Below are 17,489 nucleotides of genomic sequence, written 5' to 3' on the forward strand. Positions count from 1 at the left end.
GGGTTCGCGAAATGAATGCATTACGGCGCTTGAGTCGGATTTTATTTATTACACTAATGGGAACACTTAGTATTATTTCAGCGCAAGCAGAAACGCCACAGAAAGGCGGGATGTTGACACTGATTTTACCCAGTGAGCCTTCAGCTCTGGTGGCGCTGGCAACGGTCGCACAGCCGGTGATTGCCACCAGCGCCAAGGTCAATGAAGGATTATTGACCTACGATTATAATCTTCATCCGCTGCCACAGTTGGCCACCTCGTGGGACATTAGCCCAGACGGCAGGCGCTATACCTTCCACCTGCGCAAAGGGGTGAAATGGCATGATGGTCAGCCATTTACCTCTTCTGATGTCGCCTTTTCACTCGATCTACTGAAGAAAACCCATCCGCGAGCCAAATCCACCTTTGCCAATGTCACCAGCATCGAAACGCCAGACGATCTTACTGCGATACTGGTGCTTAGCCATCCGGCACCTTATCTGATTACCGCTTTTGCCGCCGGAGAAACGCCGATTCTGCCTAAGCACATCTACGAAAACGGAGATGTGCTGAAAAATCCTAACAACAATGCACCGATTGGCACCGGGCCGTATATTTTTGAAAAATGGGAGCGCGGCAGCTACATCCTCTATAAACGCAATCCCCATTATTGGGATGCGCCAAAGCCTTATATCGACCAGTTGGTCGTGAAGTTTTCGACTGATCCCACCGTACGTTCACTGGCATTGCAAACTGGTCAGGCGGATATTGGCTATCGTACACCGGTCGCGCTCAGCGAGCTGAAACGCCTGCAGGAAAACCCTAAATTAGAATTTGAAACTCAAGGCTACAACTACTCCAATAGCGTGGCATCGATTCACTTCAACCTTGATGACAAGCTGTTCAAAGACTTGCGCGTTCGCCAGGCTATCGCGCACAGCATTAACCGCAAGGCGCTGTTGAATGTGGTTTATTTTGGTTACGCTACCCCTACTGAAACCCCGGTTGGCCCAAATCTGAAAGCGTTCCACAGTACTAAGCCTTCCCCTTATCAATACGATTTGGCGGCGGCAAACAAGCTGCTGGATGAGGCGGGCTACAAAAAAGGTGATGACGGTGTGCGCCTGCGCGTCACCCTGGATTACAGCACCTTCGATGACACCTTCCGACGCAACGCTGAATTTGTTCGATCCGCACTCGCTCGCGTGGGTATCGCGGTAACGTTGCGTTCGCAGGATCTGTCAACGTATGCCACTCGCGTGTTTACTCAACGCGATTTTTCCTTCTCCATCGATCAATATGCCAACCTGTACGATCCCACAGTAGGTGTGCAGCGCCTGTATTGGTCAAAGAACTATCGTCCGGGTGTGCCATTCACCAATATCTCCCATTACCAGAATCCTCAGGTTGATCAATTGCTGGAAGCGGCCCAAACCGAGAACGATGCGGCCAAACGCGTTGCGGAATTCCAGCAATTTCAGGACATCGTGCAGCAGGAACTGCCGGATATAAATCTGGCCTCTCCGCAATTTATCACCATCCGCAATAAACATGTTCATGATGACTCTCCTACTGCCGATGGTCTGGAAGGAAATTTATCCAGCGTGTGGCTCGATAAGGCAGCCAAATAAATTCTCACTCGCGATAATAAACAAACCGGTTAATCAAGGCTGCCGGTTTTCTTTATCAGAAAAGCGCAAAACTTTTGCGCTTTTAATTCATTCTTCCTGCCAGCCCCCTTTGTTAACGTCAATCCTCATTATGCCTTTCGGTATTTTCAGGGATCCCAATCATGACGCAATCCATACATCAACCGGCCACCCTTGGTATTCTGATGGTCAAAACCGCATTTCGTCGCTACCAGGGCGACATTGGTAATCCGCAAACCTGGCCCTTCCCGGTGCGCTATCAGGTGGTGGACGAGGCCATCCCTCAGCGCATGGGCCATTTGGGTGAACACGCACTACTTGAGCCGTTTAAACGTGCCGCACAGATCTTGATTGATCACGGCGTAGATGGGCTCACCACCAGTTGCGGCTATCTTTCGTGGTATCAACAGGAACTGGCGGCCTGGTCACCGGTACCCATCGTTACCAGCAGCCTGTTGCAGTATGTCAGCCTTCGCCAGATCCTGCCGGCTAACCGCCCTCCACTGATTCTGACGTTTGATGAGAGCACCTTAAAGGCGGAATATCTCACTCGTGTGGGTATTCCCGCAGAGGCGCAGGTGGCCGGTATGCCAGCTGATTCTGAGTTTGTGCGCTCAATCCGGGAGGGCGACAGCAGCGTTAACTGGGCAACGCTGGCCGTTGAAGTCCTTAGTGCGGCGACTAGCGCTTTACAACGCTTCCCCAACAGCGGGGCACTGCTCTTGGAATGCACCAACCTTGCGCCGTTTAGCGCGCTATTGCAGGCGCGCTTTGGCTTACCGGTTTATGACACGCTGACGCTGGTAAATAGCTTTCAGGCGGCTTTGCGCCCTTCGCATTGGGATCGGGGGGCACAATGGACCCTTTGATGTCGCGCAGCCACGCGTCCGACCGCCAACCCGTAGGTCCGCTATCACGCACCACACTGCGTGTACTATTTGCATTGCGGAATGCCCTGATCCAGGCCGTTCCCGCTGCGTTGGGGATCGTGCTGGTGGTATTTATTTTGTTGCAACTGGTGCCCGGCGATGTGGTGGATGTGATGGCCAGCCAGTCTGGCAGCGCCTCCGCCGAAACCATGGCGTGGCTGCGGGCCGAATACGGTCTCGATCAGCCGGTTTTGACGCAGTTCTGGAACTATCTGTGGCACCTTGCGCATTTCAGCCTTGGTTATTCTCCGCGCTTTGGCACCGATGTTACCGGGCTGATAATCGGCCGTTTACCCGATACGTTATTGCTGATGCTGCTGGCACAAGCCTTGGCATTGTTGGTCGGGATTGGCTTCGGCGTCGTTATGGCCGTCTGGGCCAATAAATGGCCGGATCGTCTGCTGACGCTGGTCAACCTGCTGCTGTATTCCCTGCCCGGCTTTTGGATTGGATTGTTGGTGTTACTGCTGTTTTCGGTGCAACTCAACTGGCTACCCAGCGGCGGCAACCAAACGATTGGCGCTAATCTCTCGGCAGGTGGCACGTTGCTGGATAAACTGCAACACGCGCTGTTGCCGGTGCTGGCGCTTAGCAGTTATTTCATCGCGATTTATGCCCGCCTTACCCGCAGCGCATTGCTGGACGTCGCCGATCAGGATTTCATTCGCACCGCACACGCCAAAGGTCTGGCGCCATGGCGCATCGTGCTGCGTCATATGCTGCGCTGCGCGCTGACGCCGGTGACCACCGTTGCAGGGTTATATTTTGGCAATCTGTTGGGAGGGGCTGCCGTCATTGAAACCGTGTTCAGTTGGCCAGGATTAGGCAGCCTGGCGATGGAAGCCATCGTGGCGCGTGATTTCAATGTGGTGCTGGGCATACTGCTGCTGTCGGCCTTTATGGTGGTCATTGTGAATGTGCTGGTCGATGTGCTGCAAAGCCTGATAGACCCGCGTATGGAGGGCCGCGCATGAAGCTGCTCACACTCTCTCTCACGCCATTAATCGCCTGGCGTCGTTGGTTTCGATCACTCGAAGTGATGCTGGGCAGTTTGCTGCTGGCCAGCGTGTTGCTGATGGCATTACTGGCCGACGGGTTGTATCCCGGTGACCCGCTGGAAATGGTGGCTCAACCGTTTCTCTGGCCGGGTGATGATGCGCAGTTTCCCCTTGGTACTGATTCGCTCGGGCGCAATGTGGCCGCTGGAATTTTTCATGGCGCGCGAGTTTCACTGCAAATCGGCACTATCGCGGTAGTGGTGAGCGTGGTAATTGGCCTGATTGCAGGGGCCAGCGCTGGGTATTTCGGTGGTAAAACTGACCGCATCGTCACGCGTATCAGCGAGCTGTTCCAGACCTTCCCGGCTTTTTTACTGGTGGTGATATTGGTCGCGATTGGACATCCCACGGTGAATTACATTGCTGGCGCGATTGGTGTAGCGAGCTGGCCGATGATTGCACGGCTGGTGCGGGCAGAGTGCCGTCTGCTGCGTCATCAGGAATTTGTGCTCGCGGCACAGACGTTGGGTTACAGCCCGCTGCGTATTTTAGTCAGTGAGGTGCTGCCCAATCTGCTGCCCACCTTGGTCGTCACGCTATCAGTGATGATGGCCAATGCCATTTTGACAGAATCCTCGTTGGGTTTTCTCGGCTTTAGCGATCCCAACCGCATCAGTTGGGGTGGCATGATTGGCGATGGGCGTCAGTCGTTGCAAAACGCCTGGTATCTGGCCGTGCTGCCCGGCAGTGCGCTGGCCGCGACCATACTGGCGCTGAATTTATTGGGCGATGCCATCAATGACTGGCTCAATCCGCGTCGTAAAGGAGTATCCCAATGAGCGCAATACTGGAATTTCGTCATTTCTCTGCCCATTTTGGTGGGCGTTATGCGGTACAGGATCTCAATCTCAGCGTGCAACCCGGCGAGATGCTGGCATTGGTTGGCGAATCGGGCAGTGGCAAATCAATCAGTGCCCTGGCTGCTTTGCGTTTAACGCCGCCAGCCGCCACGCTGGAAGGTGAGATTCATTACCAGGGGTTAAACCTACTGGCGCAGCCGGAGGCCACATTACGCCGTCTGCGTGGCAAATCCCTCGCCATGATCTTTCAGGATCCAATGACCTCGCTGAATCCGGTGCTGACCGTTGGGCAACAGTTAGCAGAAAGCGTGCAGTTACATCTGGGTTTGAACCGACATGAGGCGCGTCAGCGTGCCATTACCCTATTAGAGCAGGTGAACATTGCTCACGCGCAGCAACGTGTCGATGATTACCCACATCATTTCTCTGGCGGCCAGCGCCAGCGCATCATGATTGCCATGGCAATTGCCTGCGAACCCAAACTGTTGATTGCCGATGAACCCACTACCGCGTTGGATGCCACCGTACAGCGCCAGATTCTGGAACTGCTGGATCGTCTGCGCCATGAACTTGGCATGAGCGTGCTGTTTATCACTCACGATCTCGGATTAGTCGAGCAATATGCCGACCGCGTGGCTGTACTCTATCGCGGCGTAAAAGTCGAAGAGAGCTCTAAAGCTGCGCTATTCCATCAGCCGCAACACCCTTATAGCCGTGGATTGCTGGCGGCTTCGCTGCATGCGGGGGAAACACCTCATTATCGGCAGCGCCGCCTGACAGAGATTGTGCATCAAGCAGACGGACCACCGCGACTTGTGACGCCCGAAGCCCTCCCATTATCGGCGATTGATGCGCAGGCAGCGCCGCTACTGGCGATTGATGACTTGCAGTTTCGTTATCCTTCCATGCCAGCGGGCAGCGCTTCAGTGCGTAATGTTTCATTGCATATCCAACCCGGAGAGACGCTTGGGCTGGTGGGCGAATCTGGCTGTGGTAAATCAACGCTGTCGCGCCTGCTGTTAGGATTGTTAAAACCGGATAACGGCCAGATTCACTTCACGGGTGAGCGGATAGATCATCTTAACAACCGGCAGCGTGCGGGCTGGCGCCCGCGCATCCAGATGATCTTTCAGGATCCGTTCTCTTCACTCAATCCTCGCCATACGGTGGAAGAGATTCTGCGGACGCCTTTGCGTGTACACGGTCGAGGCTCGCGCAATGAGCAACAGCGCAAGGTGTTAGAGATACTTGATCAAGTCGGTTTGCCGTCTAACGCATTGAAACGTCATCCGCATGAGTTTTCAGGTGGGCAGCGTCAGCGCATTGGCATTGCTCGCGCGTTGATACTCAGCCCGGATTTGCTGATTTGCGACGAACCGGTTTCAGCGCTGGATGTATCGGTTCAGGCGCAGATTTTAAACCTGCTGGTAAGCCTGAAACAGCAACGTAACCTGTCACTGCTGTTTATCTCCCACGATCTGGCGGTGGTACGATACATCGCGGATCGGGTAATGGTGATGTATCAAGGCGAAATAGTCGAGCAAGGCGACCATCAGCAGATCTGGCAGCGACCGGTACATGCGTATACGCAGCAGTTGCTGACGTCGGTGCGCTCTGCCACTGCACCGCCATTGCTGACGGCGACAGGGTGACAGACCGAATTGAGATAATGGAAAACATAATCTTCCATATCTGCGCGGTATTGACCCCACTGACCTGTCGTCCGAAGGAAGGTTAGGAAACGCCCATTGGTATTTGAATACACTCTCCTCTCTCCTTTAATGAACCACCTGGTTTTGTTAATATTCATCGCCGACAAAGGAGAGAGTGATGCGCACGCTAACCGAACAAAAAAGAACTGACATTATCAACGCCGCTTCAGCCGTGTTTCTCGAACAAGGATATGAGCGAGCCTCAATGGATAGCGTTGCAAAGCAGGCTGGTTGTTCCAAGGCGACCCTGTATAACTACTTCTCCTCCAAAGAGAGCCTTTTTGAAGCTGTTGTCAGATGTTTTAGTACTCATTTTCTGATGCATGCGGCTGAAGAACTTAACGACCCGGAAACTCAAACCTTGTTGTTAAGTGAGAAGTTACAGCGTTTTGGCGAGGGCATGCTGGGGGCGCTGACGTCAGACTGGAAGGCCTTACAGTTGTACAGAATGGTGGTTGGAGAAGCAGGTCATTCCGACATCGGCGCGCTTTTTCATGAGTCCGGCGTGCGTGAGAGCATGGACGCTCTGACGGCGGTGATGGAGCATCACATCGCCAACGGGGAATTGATCGGCGGCAACCCAGCCTTACGCGCCAAACAATTTTCATCATTGGTAAAAGCTGAAGTCGATGAATTATTCCTTCAGCGGACCTTGCCGAGCTATACGATAAGTGAGGTGACGGCCATGGTGCAAAACGCCGTTTCGTTGTTCCTCAAAGGTGCTGGTCAAAACAACTGAATCCTGACTGACAAATTGAAAATGAGCGTCAGCACGACAATGGTGTCGATCATCAGGAGTATTATCAAGGGTTTGAGGCGCGCTCCCCAAACCCTGACCGCATAAAAACCGCCTCGTTTTATGCCTAATTTCCAGAGATAAAATATCTCCCCCAGATTGCGGATGGCGCGAAAGAGCAATAACAAAATTGCCGCTAATCCGACCATCATCCTACATAGTTTCCGTTAAGCCTTTCACTCGACACAAACAAACGTTTTGCATTCACCTCTCTGCCCCCGCATCACGATGTCACACTCTGAAACCCCTTCTTGACAGATTGATGCTAACTGATATTAACTAAACCGTACAGTTCATTTATCAATGCTATCGGAGAATTTCAAGATGAGTCGTTTGTTCAGCCCGTTGTGTCGTAGCCTTGTATTCGCGGCTGCTTTTACCGCTGTCGGTTGTTCGTCTACCGGCCCGGTGAAATATGCTGGTATCGCCTCTGCATCACGTATGTCGCCTAATACTTCGGATGACAGCGATCGCATTCCATTCCGTTATGCCGCTCCCGTGGAGTGGAGTAAATACCATAGCATCAGCATTGAACCGGTCGAGATTTACAGCGGGAGTGATGCGCAATTTAATGAATTGTCTGTGGATGATCGTCGTCAACTGGCTGATTATATGCATAAAAAGTTTGAGGAAGTGCTGGCGGAGAAATTTAACACCCATCCCCCAGCCGGGACGGCTCCAGCGCTCAAATTGAAACTGACGCTGACCGGCGCCGATACCACGCCGCAAGTGATTGGCACATTCACAAAATTTGATTTAGCCGGGGGGCCGTACAATATCGTTCAGTCGGTACGTGGAGGACGTGGCTTGATGAGTGGATACGTTAATTTCGCCGTAGAGGTGAAAGATGCGGGAACAAATGAACTCTTACTGGCGTACGTCGCGGAACAATACCCCAACGCCATGAACGTGGGTGCGACCTTCGGTTCGCTCAGTGCGGCTGAAACCGGGATTGATAAAGGCGCGGAACAGTTGTTAGAAAAATTACGCCAGTAAATCCCTTGCAGTAGAGGCTGCCAGCCCCTATTTGGCAAGCTGGCAGCATCGGAAATCAGTGAGGCTTATTTCTTTTTATTTAACATCGACTTTAAATCCGCGAAGGGATTGTAGGTTGCTGCTTCCACATCGTTCTGCGCATCTTCACCGGCGACCACTCTGGTGCCGTACATGTCAGCTTCAGTGTACTTTGAGTGCTCATGGTCGTGACAAAAGAGACACAATAACTCCCAGTTACTGCCATCTTCCGGGTTGTTGGTATGATCGTGATCGATATGATGCACGGTGAGTTCGCGCAAATTGGAGTAAACAAATTCCCGTGAGCAGCGTCCACAAACCCATGGATAGATTTTTAATGCTTTCTCACGGTAGCCGCTTTCCAGCCGTGCATAGTTTTTAGGGATCAGAGCCATTGCCAATGTTACCTGTTTCGCAAAGATATTCGGGTGTTAGTACTGCCAATATAACGCAAAACCGAAGTGAAGAAGAGTATGCTGACAGAAGCTCATTTGTTTTTAAGAATCTCAGTTGAAATTAAGGACTCACGTGTTAGCCAATATCCTTGTTGCTCTCGTCGCCGTCATTCACATCTACATTCTGGTGCTGGAGATGTTTCTTTGGGAAACGAAAACGGGCCGTAAAGCCTTTAAACTCAGCGTCGACTTTGCGCGTGAAACCCGTGTGCTCGCGGCTAATCAAGGGCTCTACAACGGCTTTCTGGCTGCGGGTTTATTCTGGGGCTTATGGTTGGGCGAAAATGGCGTATCTGTCACTCTCTTCTTCCTCATCTGCGTGCTCATTGCCGGGATTTTCGGAGCATTGACCGCCAGCCGAAAAATTCTTTATGTGCAGGCCCTTCCAGCTCTGATTGCATTGCTCGCTGTACTCCTGCGCTGATACGGCAATTCATCAGAATCTCAAACCTCGCCGTGATCAGCCTTCGCATTACAGGTATAATCCGGCTAGGTTTTAACGAATTTTAGAGACGAAGATGACAAAACTCACCTTACAAGAGCAGATGCTCAAAGCTGGACTCGTCTCCAGCAAAAAAATGGCCAAAGTACAGCGCACTGCCAAGAAGTCTCGCGTACAGGCACGTGAAGCCCGTGAAGCGGTGGAAGAGAATAAAAAAGCGCAAATTGAGCGTGATAAGCAGCTAAGCGATCAGCAGAAACAAGCCACTTTATCCAAAGAGTACAAGGCACAGGTTAAACAGCTGATTGAAATGAACGCCATCACCGTGGCTAAAGGGACAATTGACTTTAACTTCACCGACAACAATTTAATCAAAAAGATCAGCGTGGATAAGACCACGCAAACGCAGTTGATCAATGGTCGTCTGGCAATCGCACGCCTGGCGGCGGATAGCAGTGGCGAAAGCAAATACGCGATTATTCCCGCCAGCGTAGCCGATAAAATTGCGCAGCGTGATGCAGACAGCATTGTGTTGAATAGTGCATTGAGTCAGGAAGAGCAGGATGAGGACGATCCGTACGCAGATTTCAAAGTGCCTGATGATTTGATGTGGTAATAAATGCAGCCCGTGTCAAAACGGGCTGACATGACGCGCAGTGATGTTCTCCCCGCTAATGGGATGGACAAAATGTAGTTCACTGGCGTGCAGCATCAGCCGGGGTGTCTTTTCCGTACCCGGCTGCAGCAATCCTCCATACAGGTCACATCCAAGAATTGGGTGGCCCAATTGCCGACAGTGAATACGTAATTGATGGGTGCGCCCCGTCTCTGGCATCAACTGCACCCGCGTAACAGGTATCAGCATGCCGTCATCCCCTTCGCGCATTAAGCGCTCTGTCACCTGATAGCGTGAACGTGCAGGTTTACCCGTCTCGGCACAAATCGACATCAATGGAAACAGCGCCGGATCTTTTGCTATCGCGGCGTCAATCGTGCCCTGGTCGCGGTTCAGATGTCCGCACAATAGCGCCGTATAAATTTTCGTCACGCTTCGCTGGCTAAACTGCTGGCACAACATAGCGTTGATGGCTTTATTGCGTGCCACCACCATCAATCCGGATGTCCCGAAATCGAGGCGATGTACCAAAGTACAGCCGGGGAACAACTTCACAAGTCGGTGATGAACGGAATCCAGATTTTGTGGATTTTTTCCTGAAAGGCTGAGCAAACCGGCGGGTTTATCGATCAATACCAAATGCTCATCCTGATAGAGAATCGCGATCTCTGCCGAACACGGCGGAGCTATAAAGGTATCGATAATCGTAGACATCAGACTGCCAGACTGTGAAGTGGGTGCGGATAATAACCAATTTTCAGCGGGCTGACGAATTTTGCCCTCTTTACCCGGGCTCCCGCTCGCACAGCAGAAATTTATCGTCCAGACTTACAGCAAAGGCGTAGTCTGCGCAGGCAATGTGCTTTACACTGCGCGCTGCAAAAAACTGATTAGATTAACGATTGAGTAGGCGGTAATGGCGATGAACGGAACGATCACAACCTGGTTTCAGGACAAAGGTTTTGGATTTATCAAAGATGAAAACGGAGACAACCGTTATTTCCATGTGATTAAGGTCGCCAACCCTGATCTGATTAAAAAAGATGCGGCAGTGACGTTCGAACCCACAACCAATAACAAAGGTTTGTCCGCTTTCGCGGTGAAAGTGATACCAGACAGCAAATATATCTTTATCGCCGGTGAGCGCCTGAAACTGACGTCTATTAAATCTTTCGTGGTTTACAGTGAAGAAGAGCCGGTTGATACCCGTATTGATAAAGAAAACACCGTACTGTCGGTGGGCATTCTGATGAACAACATCAAACCTAAGACCGACGTAAAACCTGATGAAATGCGTTCAGTGAAAAAACTGGCGGTAACCACTTTCCAGGGTACGACGCTGATCTTTACCGAAGATGAGATCGACATTGATGCCGCAGTGAAAATGCTCAAAATTTAACGGGGAGCCGATAATGAATAACAACATTCCACTGAAATATTATGACATTGCTGAAGAGTACGCTGCGGAATCCGAACACGATGTGAGTGAAGCAGAACTTGATGCACTGGCGCACTACTTCCAGTTGTTGCTGACTCGTCTGAATAATAATGAAGAGATCAGCGAAGAGGCGCAGCAAGAGATGGCGCGTGAAGCGGGTATTAAAGCGGTGCGTATCGATGAGATTGCCAACTTTTTAAATGAGTGGGGCAACGACTAAACAGAGTCTCCGGTCACCTTCTGCTGGTGGCCGGATATATAGCTAGCGTTTTGCTTCCGAAATGGCCCGGTGGCAACGAATAGGCCTGCTTCGCTCATCAGTCATTGGACAAAAGCCCCACGATTCGAGTCAGCTCATTTTTCCGCTAACGTCAACCCCACTATCGTTCCCTCTGACGTATTTACACTGCGCTTCAGGCGGCATAGTTTTATGCTGGTTTTAACCAGAACTTAACAGGTAAGCTTGCACCCGCATTTTAGGTGAACATTGTGTAGAAGAGGTAGCGGGTGATGCCCCAAAACAAAGCGACGCTCATCGGTTTAGTTGCCATCCTGTTATGGAGCGCGATTGTTGGATTAATCAAAAGTGTCAGCGAAGGCTTTGGTCCGATCGCTGGAGCGGCGTTGATCTACAGCTGCAGTGCGATATTGCTGCTGTTCAGCGTGGGATTTCCCAATCTGAAAAAATTTCCCCGCCTTTATGTGATTATCGGTAGCGTGCTGTTTGTCTGCTATGAACTCTGCCTTTCGCTCTCACTCGGGTTTACCCATAGCGGACGGCAGGCTATTGAAGTGGGCATGGTGAATTATCTATGGCCAAGTATGACGATTGTGCTGGCGGTAATTGTCAATCGGCAAAAAGTTAGCCCGCTGATTATCCCTGGCGTGATTTTAGCGGTAGCAGGAATTTGCCGCGTGCTGGGCGGCGACCAAGGGTTTTCAATCAGCGAGATGACTCACAATATAATGGAAAACCCATTAAGTTATGGTCTGGCATTCAGCGGCGCCATCATTTGGGCTATTTATTGTGTGGTAACGAAAAAAATCGCCAACGGTAATAACGGCATTACGCTCTTCTTTGTTTTAACGGCATTAACACTATGGGTTAAATATTTCATTTCGCCCCAACCCGCGTTTGACGCCCATTTCCAGACGTGGGTCTCACTGGCACTGGCAGCGATGGCGATGGGGTTCGGTTACGCAGCCTGGAACGTTGGCATTTTGCATGGCAATGTGACGGTTCTGGCCGCCGCCTCATACTTCATTCCGATTATTTCATCGATATTAGCCGCTTTTATTCTCAGTTCGCATCTGACGCTCTCCTTCTGGCAAGGCACGGCGATGGTGAGTCTCGGGTCATTAGTCTGCTGGTGGTCAACACGTACCGCAGTCACCAAAAGTGTCAGCAGTAAAATTTCTGAATAAAACGTTGGGAGGCGCTAGCGCATAAACATCTTGCGATACATCGAAGGCGTCATGCCTGTCACCTTGACAAAAGCCCGCCTTAAAACATCGTTGCTGCGATAACCACAGGCGGCCGGAATGGCTTTCAGCGGCATTGAACCTGCTTCCAGTAGCTTTCGCGCTTGATCAATTCGCGCATTCTCCAGCCAATTGCCCGCCTGTAAGTCCATATGTTGACGGAAAAGCCTCGCTAAGTGCCGTGTGCTAATTTGCATATGTGCGGCGAGATCGTCGAGTGAACTCACCTGCGCCAGATTCGCCAAAGCCCATCGCTGCATCTCCTGAAACGCACTGCGCCCACCCAGCGAAAGTGGCTGCTTGCGAACAAAATGCCCTTGATTCACTGGCCGTTGAAAGAACATCACCAAATTGGCAGCGATATCCTGTGCCAATTCGCGTCCCAAATCTTCTTCCACCAACCTCAGGGCCAGATCGAGCCCCGACGTGACGCCAGCGGCGGTACGTAATCGCCCATCGGCGATGTAAAGCGCATCGGCCTCCACCTGCGCATCCGGTACCTGTTCCATCAGTGCTTCTGCGCATGCCCAATGAGTTGTCACTTTTTTACCACTCAGCAAGCCGGTTTGTGCCAGCAGCAGCGCTCCGGTGCAAATCGAACCAAAGCGCTGACTTTCATGGCATAGCTCCATCAGACGTGCGGTTTGCTGCGCAGTTAACTGCATATCCCGTGCCTCGGGTGCCCCCGCAATCAGAAACGTGTCAGTTTGCTGGATATCTTGCAGTGTGACATCCGCCATCAAACGCACACCTGATGAACAACGAATGTTTTCCCCTTCCAGTGACATGACTTGCAGCTGGTAAACGGTACGATTGAGCAGTAGATTAGCTTCGGCAAACACATCCAATGGCCCAGAGACATCGAGCAATTGCGCTCCCGGCACCGCTAAAATCGCAAGATGGTGATTCATGCGCTATTCCCGTCTGTAAAAGTCTTAATGTCTTAAAAAGTCGTTAAAAGATTATTTAAGACATTCTGCCTCGGTATTAAGCTGGTTGCAACTTAACCGAGCGGAGAACCTCCCATGAAAATTTCCATTAACGGCATCACTATTCCCGATACTGCCATGACCCGTGACGCGACGACTTTTGTCCGTGATACCGAATCCGATTTGCTGTTTCACCATTCCAGCCGCGTCTATTACTGGGCCGCACTCGCAGGACGCCGCTTAGATCTTAAGGTGGATGCTGAGCTGCTTTATGTCGGCTGTATGTTCCATGATGTTGGACTGACGCACGAACACTGCAGCTGCGACAAACGCTTTGAGGTGGATGGCGCCAATGCGGCGCGCGATTTCTTGCAACAGTATGGTGTAAAGCAGGCCGATATCGATAAAGTCTGGACCGCAATTGCGCTGCATACCACTCCGGGCATTCCGCAATTTATGGCCCCGGAAATTGCGTTAGTCACCGCTGGCGTGGAAATGGATGTCCTGGGCATCAACTATGATCACTTCAGCGATGCGGAGCGTGAAGCCGTGGTAAAGCAGCATCCACGTCCTGCCCAATTCAAGGAAGAGATTATTCAGGCGTTCTACGATGGCATTAAAAACAAGCCTGACACCACCTTTGGCAATGTCAAAGCCGATGTCATTGCCGACAAGCAGCCTGGTTTTTCACCAATGAACTTTTGTAGCGTCATCCGTCAGTCACGCTGGGTGGGATGAGTGGCGTGGCGCAGCGAACTCGCGCTGCGCCATACTTCGTTGTTCGCCGAAGCATCCTTATCTCCACTCGCTACACTGCTGCCATCACTGACTGATGGAGCAAAACCATGATTGCTGTCCTGTTTGAAGCACGCACCCAAACTGAGCACCAAGCCCGCTATCTTGAACTCGCCGCACAGCTGAAATCTCAACTTGCCAGTTTGCCTGGATTTATTTCAGTAGAGCGATTTTCAAGCCTCAACGATCCTGGCAAGATCCTGTCTCTCTCTTACTGGGAAAACGAAGAGGCAGTGGTGGCATGGAAGAAAAATATGTCGCACCAACAGGCTCAACAGGAAGGTCGAAACAGCTTGTTTTCTTTCTACCACATCCGTATCGCCGCTGTACTGCGGGAATATGCGCACGAGGCAAGCCAACATGTTTGATATTCACGTGATACTCAATAATGTTCCAGGCGAGCTGGCCGCATTAGGTTTGACTCTCGGCCAGCATGGAGTAGGACTTGAAGGAGGCGGCGTGTTCACCGTGGGTGAACAGAGTCACGCGCATTTTTTAGTTGTGCAAGGGGAGCAAGCCAGACAAGTGCTGATGGCGGCCGGTTTTCAGGTGGTTTCAGTACAGCAGCCGCTGATCCGCAAGCTGAAACAGGATCGACCAGGACAGCTTGGCGAAATTGCTGACGTGCTAGCACGCAATGGCGTTAACATTCAGCTTCAATACAGTGACCACAACAACCAGTTGATCCTGATTACCGATAATCCTGAGCGTGCAGCAGAGGTGACCACCGCATGGCAACCCGTAGCAGCCCCATAATCACCGATGAAACGGCGGAACAAGGCTTGCAGCAGGCGATGTCTGCTGTGGCTGCCGCCCTGGCCGATCCTTCGCGTGTCAGCATTTTGTGCGCGCTGATGGATGGCCGAGCCTGGACAGCCACAGAATTAAGCGGCGTCGCCGATATCGCCGCCTCTACCACCAGCGGACATCTGGGCAAACTATTGGATGCCCGTCTTGTCACGTATTTATCCCAGGGCCGCCACCGCTATTTCCGTTTGGCGGGCAGCGATATTGCGCACCTGCTGGAAACCCTGATGGGGGTATCGATGCAGCCACAGCGAGCGTTGGTTTCCGCTACTCCCAGCCATCTGCGCCATGCCCGCACCTGCTACGATCATCTGGCAGGTGAACTGGCGGTAGAAATATACAACTTTATGCAAGAAAAAGAATGGGTTGTAGCTGACGGTAGTGCACTTACCGGCTTAGGCCAGCAGCAGTTAGAAAACCTCGGCATGCAACAAGATCTTCGTAGTAAACGTAAACCTTGTTGTGCCTGTCTCGACTGGAGTGAACGCCGCATGCATCTCGGTGGAGCAGCGGGAGCCGCACTTCTTAGTCTGCTAATTGATAAACAATGGCTAAGCCGCACGGCAGGCTATCGAGAGATAAAGGTCACAGCTGCCGGGAAAAAGGCGCTTCAGTGTCTGTTTAACGTGCAGTTGTAAACATCAAAATAACACTCTCGTCACAAATATAACCTTTATCAAATCAGCAAAATTTAATCATCGATCATTTTCCGTACTGGTTGCTTATCGTTGCTAATATAGTGACGCAACACACAGCAATGCGTTGCCTACGAGAATTTTTTCCTTGGTTTAATTACCCCGCCCGCTTAGCGGGCATTTTTTTGTCCGTGGGCTGTTGATAAAGGCAACCATAGCGAGAAACGGGTGCCCTGAAGCTCACCAGGACCGCAGCTCACCTCTCCACCGTGCGCCAAAACAATTGCTCTCACCACTGCCAACCCCAATCCGCTGCCACCACTATGACGCGAGCGAGAGTCATCACCGCGGACAAAAGCTTCCCAGATAGACTCGGCAACCTCTTTACTGATACCAGGACCTTCATCCTCAACGCTGATCATCACGCCTTCATCGTGCTCACGACAGCTGATCATCACCACTCCACTCACTGCATAGCGCCGGGCATTTTCCAACAGCGCAAGTAAAGCCTGGCGCAGACGCGCAGCATCACAGGGAACCCTCGCTTCATTCAGCCGCAGGACCAACGAATGCTGGCTGAATTTGAAATCGGCTTCCACCACAGCTGCAATTGCCTCGATCTCTTGGGGTACATTTATGAGCCCGTACTGCAATCGCAGGTGGCCGCTCTGTGCCAGGCTCAGGGTGCGAAGATCATCAATCAGATGTGACAAACCATCAGTCTGCTTGACCAGATTAATAAACAGCTGTTGTTCTGGCAGAAAGATTCCATCAGCTAGTCCCTGCAAACGCCCCCGCAGAATGGTCACCGGGGTACGTAATTCATGCGCGATTGCGGCATTCCAGGTACGGATGTCACGCGAACTGTTATCCAACTTTTCGGCCATCCGATTAAAGTCATCCACCAACTCACTCATCTCCGTGAGCGGCTGTTCACCGCGTTCAGCACGTGCATTAAGGTCGCCTCCCGCAACGCGACGCGCGCTTTCTGTCAGTGATTGAAGCGGAAATAGCACGCGGCGGGCAAAGCCTGCAGCAGTCACCACAGAGACCACGACGGTCAGCAAGGTAGACACCACGAGTTGCATCCAGTCGGCAGGACCAAAATCGAGATATTCGCTGTAATCTTTGCCGCTCTTTGCGACCAACACGACATAGATAAAGTAGGTGCCAAACGAAATAAGGAATGAATACAGCGTGATTTTAAGGATCAGCCAGTTAAGCTGCTGCTTGATGGTGCGCGTTTTCATTGCGCCCTCCCAAGGCGATAACCAAAGCCACGCACATTTTGCAGTAAGCCCTCAACCCCCGCTTCCTCCAGTTTGCGGCGCAATTTACTGATGTGACTGTCCACCGTTCGAGGCAACGTTTCGCCTTCTGGCATGCAAGACTCCAGCAGCTCATCGCGAGTAAAGACCCGGTCTGGTGCGCGTACCAGATGCGTCAGCAAACGAAACTCTGTCATGGTGAGTCGCGGAGCGATATTCACATTGCCTGGCCGTACTATGACCCGGTGATGCGTCAGGCTAATGTCGATAAACTCGCTGTAAATCAAATCCTCGGACGGCATCAGCGGTTGGGCACGACGCAATACTGCCTGCACCCTTGCCACCACTTCGGCTGGGTTAAAAGGCTTCACCACATAATCATCTGCGCCAAAACGCAGCGCGGCGAGCTTATCGATATCATCATCGTTGGCTGTCAGCATGATGACGGGCGTGCTGCCACTGCGTCGCAATTCAGCAAGTACCTGCCAGCCATCCTTTTCCGGCATACGAATGTCCAGGATCACCAACTGAGGACGCTCTACCGCATGCAGTGCCAACGCGACGACGCCATTTTCAGCATGCCGGGTACGAAACCCCTCTTTCTCTAAATAGGCCGTGAGAATGACGGCTATTTCTGCGTCATCCTCAACAATCAAAATCAGTTGTTTACTCATCGTGCGCATCC

The 17,489-nt window shown here is 51.8% G+C and carries 22 protein-coding genes; 16 read left to right on the top strand and 6 right to left on the bottom strand.

The window, feature by feature from the left end:
* Positions 1-11 precede the first annotated feature (11 nt).
* The 6 genes from IAE30_RS04930 to IAE30_RS04955 all read left to right on the top strand — a co-directional run bounded on the left by IAE30_RS04930 (position 12) and on the right by IAE30_RS04955 (position 6,866).
* The gene (locus tag IAE30_RS04930) at positions 12-1,610 is read left to right on the top strand and encodes an ABC transporter substrate-binding protein (protein ID WP_200677724.1); all 1,599 of its coding nucleotides are present in this window, start codon (positions 12-14) and stop codon (positions 1,608-1,610) included.
* Positions 1,611-1,771: 161 nt separating this feature from the next.
* Entirely contained in the window at positions 1,772-2,497 is a 726-nt protein-coding gene (locus IAE30_RS04935) for an aspartate/glutamate racemase family protein (RefSeq protein WP_200677722.1), read from the top strand.
* The gene (locus IAE30_RS04940) at positions 2,497-3,531 is read left to right on the top strand and encodes an ABC transporter permease (RefSeq protein WP_234472643.1); all 1,035 of its coding nucleotides are present in this window, start codon (positions 2,497-2,499) and stop codon (positions 3,529-3,531) included. Before IAE30_RS04935 ends, IAE30_RS04940 begins: the two co-directional genes overlap by 1 nt.
* Positions 3,528-4,394: an ABC transporter permease gene (locus IAE30_RS04945; RefSeq protein WP_200677720.1), complete on the top strand. Its 867-nt coding sequence runs from the start codon at positions 3,528-3,530 to the stop codon at positions 4,392-4,394. Before IAE30_RS04940 ends, IAE30_RS04945 begins: the two co-directional genes overlap by 4 nt.
* Positions 4,391-6,067 (top strand): ABC transporter ATP-binding protein, encoded by a 1,677-nt coding sequence (locus IAE30_RS04950; protein ID WP_200677718.1) that lies wholly within the window; start codon positions 4,391-4,393, stop codon positions 6,065-6,067. Before IAE30_RS04945 ends, IAE30_RS04950 begins: the two co-directional genes overlap by 4 nt.
* 178 nt (positions 6,068-6,245) lie before the next feature.
* Positions 6,246-6,866, top strand: coding sequence for a TetR/AcrR family transcriptional regulator (locus IAE30_RS04955; RefSeq protein WP_200677716.1), 621 nt, complete (start codon positions 6,246-6,248; stop codon positions 6,864-6,866).
* On the opposite strand, the gene IAE30_RS04960 is transcribed toward IAE30_RS04955, so the two are convergent.
* Positions 6,854-7,075, bottom strand: coding sequence for a hypothetical protein (locus tag IAE30_RS04960; protein ID WP_200677714.1), 222 nt, complete (start codon positions 7,073-7,075; stop codon positions 6,854-6,856). The two genes, IAE30_RS04955 and IAE30_RS04960, sit on opposite strands and share 13 nt — an antisense overlap.
* A gap of 172 nt (positions 7,076-7,247) precedes the next feature.
* On the opposite strand from IAE30_RS04960, the gene IAE30_RS04965 reads away from it, so the two are divergent.
* Positions 7,248-7,919 carry a DUF3313 domain-containing protein gene (locus tag IAE30_RS04965; protein WP_200677712.1) on the top strand — a complete coding sequence of 224 codons (672 nt, stop codon included), beginning with the start codon at positions 7,248-7,250 and terminating at the stop codon, positions 7,917-7,919.
* A gap of 65 nt (positions 7,920-7,984) precedes the next feature.
* Here IAE30_RS04965 and yajD read toward each other — a convergent pair whose 3' ends face one another.
* A complete protein-coding gene (gene yajD, locus IAE30_RS04970; protein ID WP_034824111.1) occupies positions 7,985-8,332 on the bottom strand; it encodes an HNH nuclease YajD in 348 nt (115 codons plus the stop codon).
* Between the two features lie 133 nt (positions 8,333-8,465).
* Between yajD and IAE30_RS04975 the strand changes: the two genes are divergently transcribed.
* Complete coding sequence (locus IAE30_RS04975) at positions 8,466-8,816, top strand: DUF1304 domain-containing protein (protein WP_200677710.1); 351 nt, start codon at positions 8,466-8,468, stop codon at positions 8,814-8,816.
* Positions 8,817-8,910: 94 nt separating this feature from the next.
* A complete protein-coding gene (locus tag IAE30_RS04980; RefSeq protein WP_200677708.1) occupies positions 8,911-9,450 on the top strand; it encodes a DUF2058 domain-containing protein in 540 nt (179 codons plus the stop codon).
* 15 nt (positions 9,451-9,465) lie between these two features.
* Here the strand turns inward: IAE30_RS04980 and IAE30_RS04985 are convergent, their stop codons facing one another.
* Positions 9,466-10,164: an RluA family pseudouridine synthase gene (locus IAE30_RS04985; RefSeq protein WP_200677706.1), complete on the bottom strand. Its 699-nt coding sequence runs from the start codon at positions 10,162-10,164 to the stop codon at positions 9,466-9,468.
* A gap of 202 nt (positions 10,165-10,366) precedes the next feature.
* Between IAE30_RS04985 and IAE30_RS04990 the strand changes: the two genes are divergently transcribed.
* The 3 genes from IAE30_RS04990 (at position 10,367) to yddG (ending at position 12,313) form a co-directional block, all read left to right on the top strand.
* Entirely contained in the window at positions 10,367-10,849 is a 483-nt protein-coding gene (locus IAE30_RS04990; RefSeq protein WP_045832459.1) for a cold-shock protein, read from the top strand.
* Positions 10,850-10,862: 13 nt separating this feature from the next.
* Positions 10,863-11,108, top strand: coding sequence for a DUF2543 family protein (locus IAE30_RS04995; protein ID WP_200538428.1), 246 nt, complete (start codon positions 10,863-10,865; stop codon positions 11,106-11,108).
* Between the two features lie 290 nt (positions 11,109-11,398).
* On the top strand, positions 11,399-12,313 hold the full coding sequence (gene yddG, locus IAE30_RS05000; protein WP_200677704.1) for an aromatic amino acid DMT transporter YddG: 915 nt from the start codon (positions 11,399-11,401) through the stop codon (positions 12,311-12,313).
* A 14-nt stretch (positions 12,314-12,327) separates the two neighbouring features.
* On the opposite strand, the gene IAE30_RS05005 is transcribed toward yddG, so the two are convergent.
* A complete protein-coding gene (locus tag IAE30_RS05005; RefSeq protein WP_200677699.1) occupies positions 12,328-13,281 on the bottom strand; it encodes a GlxA family transcriptional regulator in 954 nt (317 codons plus the stop codon).
* Between the two features lie 114 nt (positions 13,282-13,395).
* Here IAE30_RS05005 and IAE30_RS05010 point away from each other — a divergent pair, with 114 nt between their 5' ends.
* The 4 genes from IAE30_RS05010 to IAE30_RS05025 all read left to right on the top strand — a co-directional run bounded on the left by IAE30_RS05010 (position 13,396) and on the right by IAE30_RS05025 (position 15,539).
* Positions 13,396-14,037 carry an HD domain-containing protein gene (locus IAE30_RS05010; RefSeq protein ID WP_200677698.1) on the top strand — a complete coding sequence of 214 codons (642 nt, stop codon included), beginning with the start codon at positions 13,396-13,398 and terminating at the stop codon, positions 14,035-14,037.
* 107 nt (positions 14,038-14,144) lie between these two features.
* Positions 14,145-14,462: an antibiotic biosynthesis monooxygenase gene (locus IAE30_RS05015; RefSeq protein ID WP_200538424.1), complete on the top strand. Its 318-nt coding sequence runs from the start codon at positions 14,145-14,147 to the stop codon at positions 14,460-14,462.
* Positions 14,455-14,850: an amino acid-binding protein gene (locus tag IAE30_RS05020; protein WP_200677697.1), complete on the top strand. Its 396-nt coding sequence runs from the start codon at positions 14,455-14,457 to the stop codon at positions 14,848-14,850. Before IAE30_RS05015 ends, IAE30_RS05020 begins: the two co-directional genes overlap by 8 nt.
* Positions 14,826-15,539: a helix-turn-helix transcriptional regulator gene (locus IAE30_RS05025; RefSeq protein WP_234465471.1), complete on the top strand. Its 714-nt coding sequence runs from the start codon at positions 14,826-14,828 to the stop codon at positions 15,537-15,539. The genes IAE30_RS05020 and IAE30_RS05025 overlap by 25 nt, the downstream gene beginning before the upstream one ends.
* A gap of 167 nt (positions 15,540-15,706) precedes the next feature.
* Here IAE30_RS05025 and IAE30_RS05030 read toward each other — a convergent pair whose 3' ends face one another.
* Together IAE30_RS05030 and IAE30_RS05035 are read right to left on the bottom strand one after the other, a co-directional pair.
* Entirely contained in the window at positions 15,707-16,786 is a 1,080-nt protein-coding gene (locus tag IAE30_RS05030; RefSeq protein WP_200538422.1) for an ATP-binding protein, read from the bottom strand.
* Positions 16,783-17,478, bottom strand: coding sequence for a response regulator (locus IAE30_RS05035; RefSeq protein ID WP_200677695.1), 696 nt, complete (start codon positions 17,476-17,478; stop codon positions 16,783-16,785). The genes IAE30_RS05030 and IAE30_RS05035 overlap by 4 nt, the downstream gene beginning before the upstream one ends.
* Positions 17,479-17,489: the final 11 nt, after the last annotated feature.

Source organism: Pantoea sp. S61 (assembly GCF_016625145.1).
In the GTDB taxonomy this organism is placed as follows: Bacteria; Pseudomonadota; Gammaproteobacteria; order Enterobacterales; family Enterobacteriaceae; genus Pantoea; species Pantoea rwandensis_B.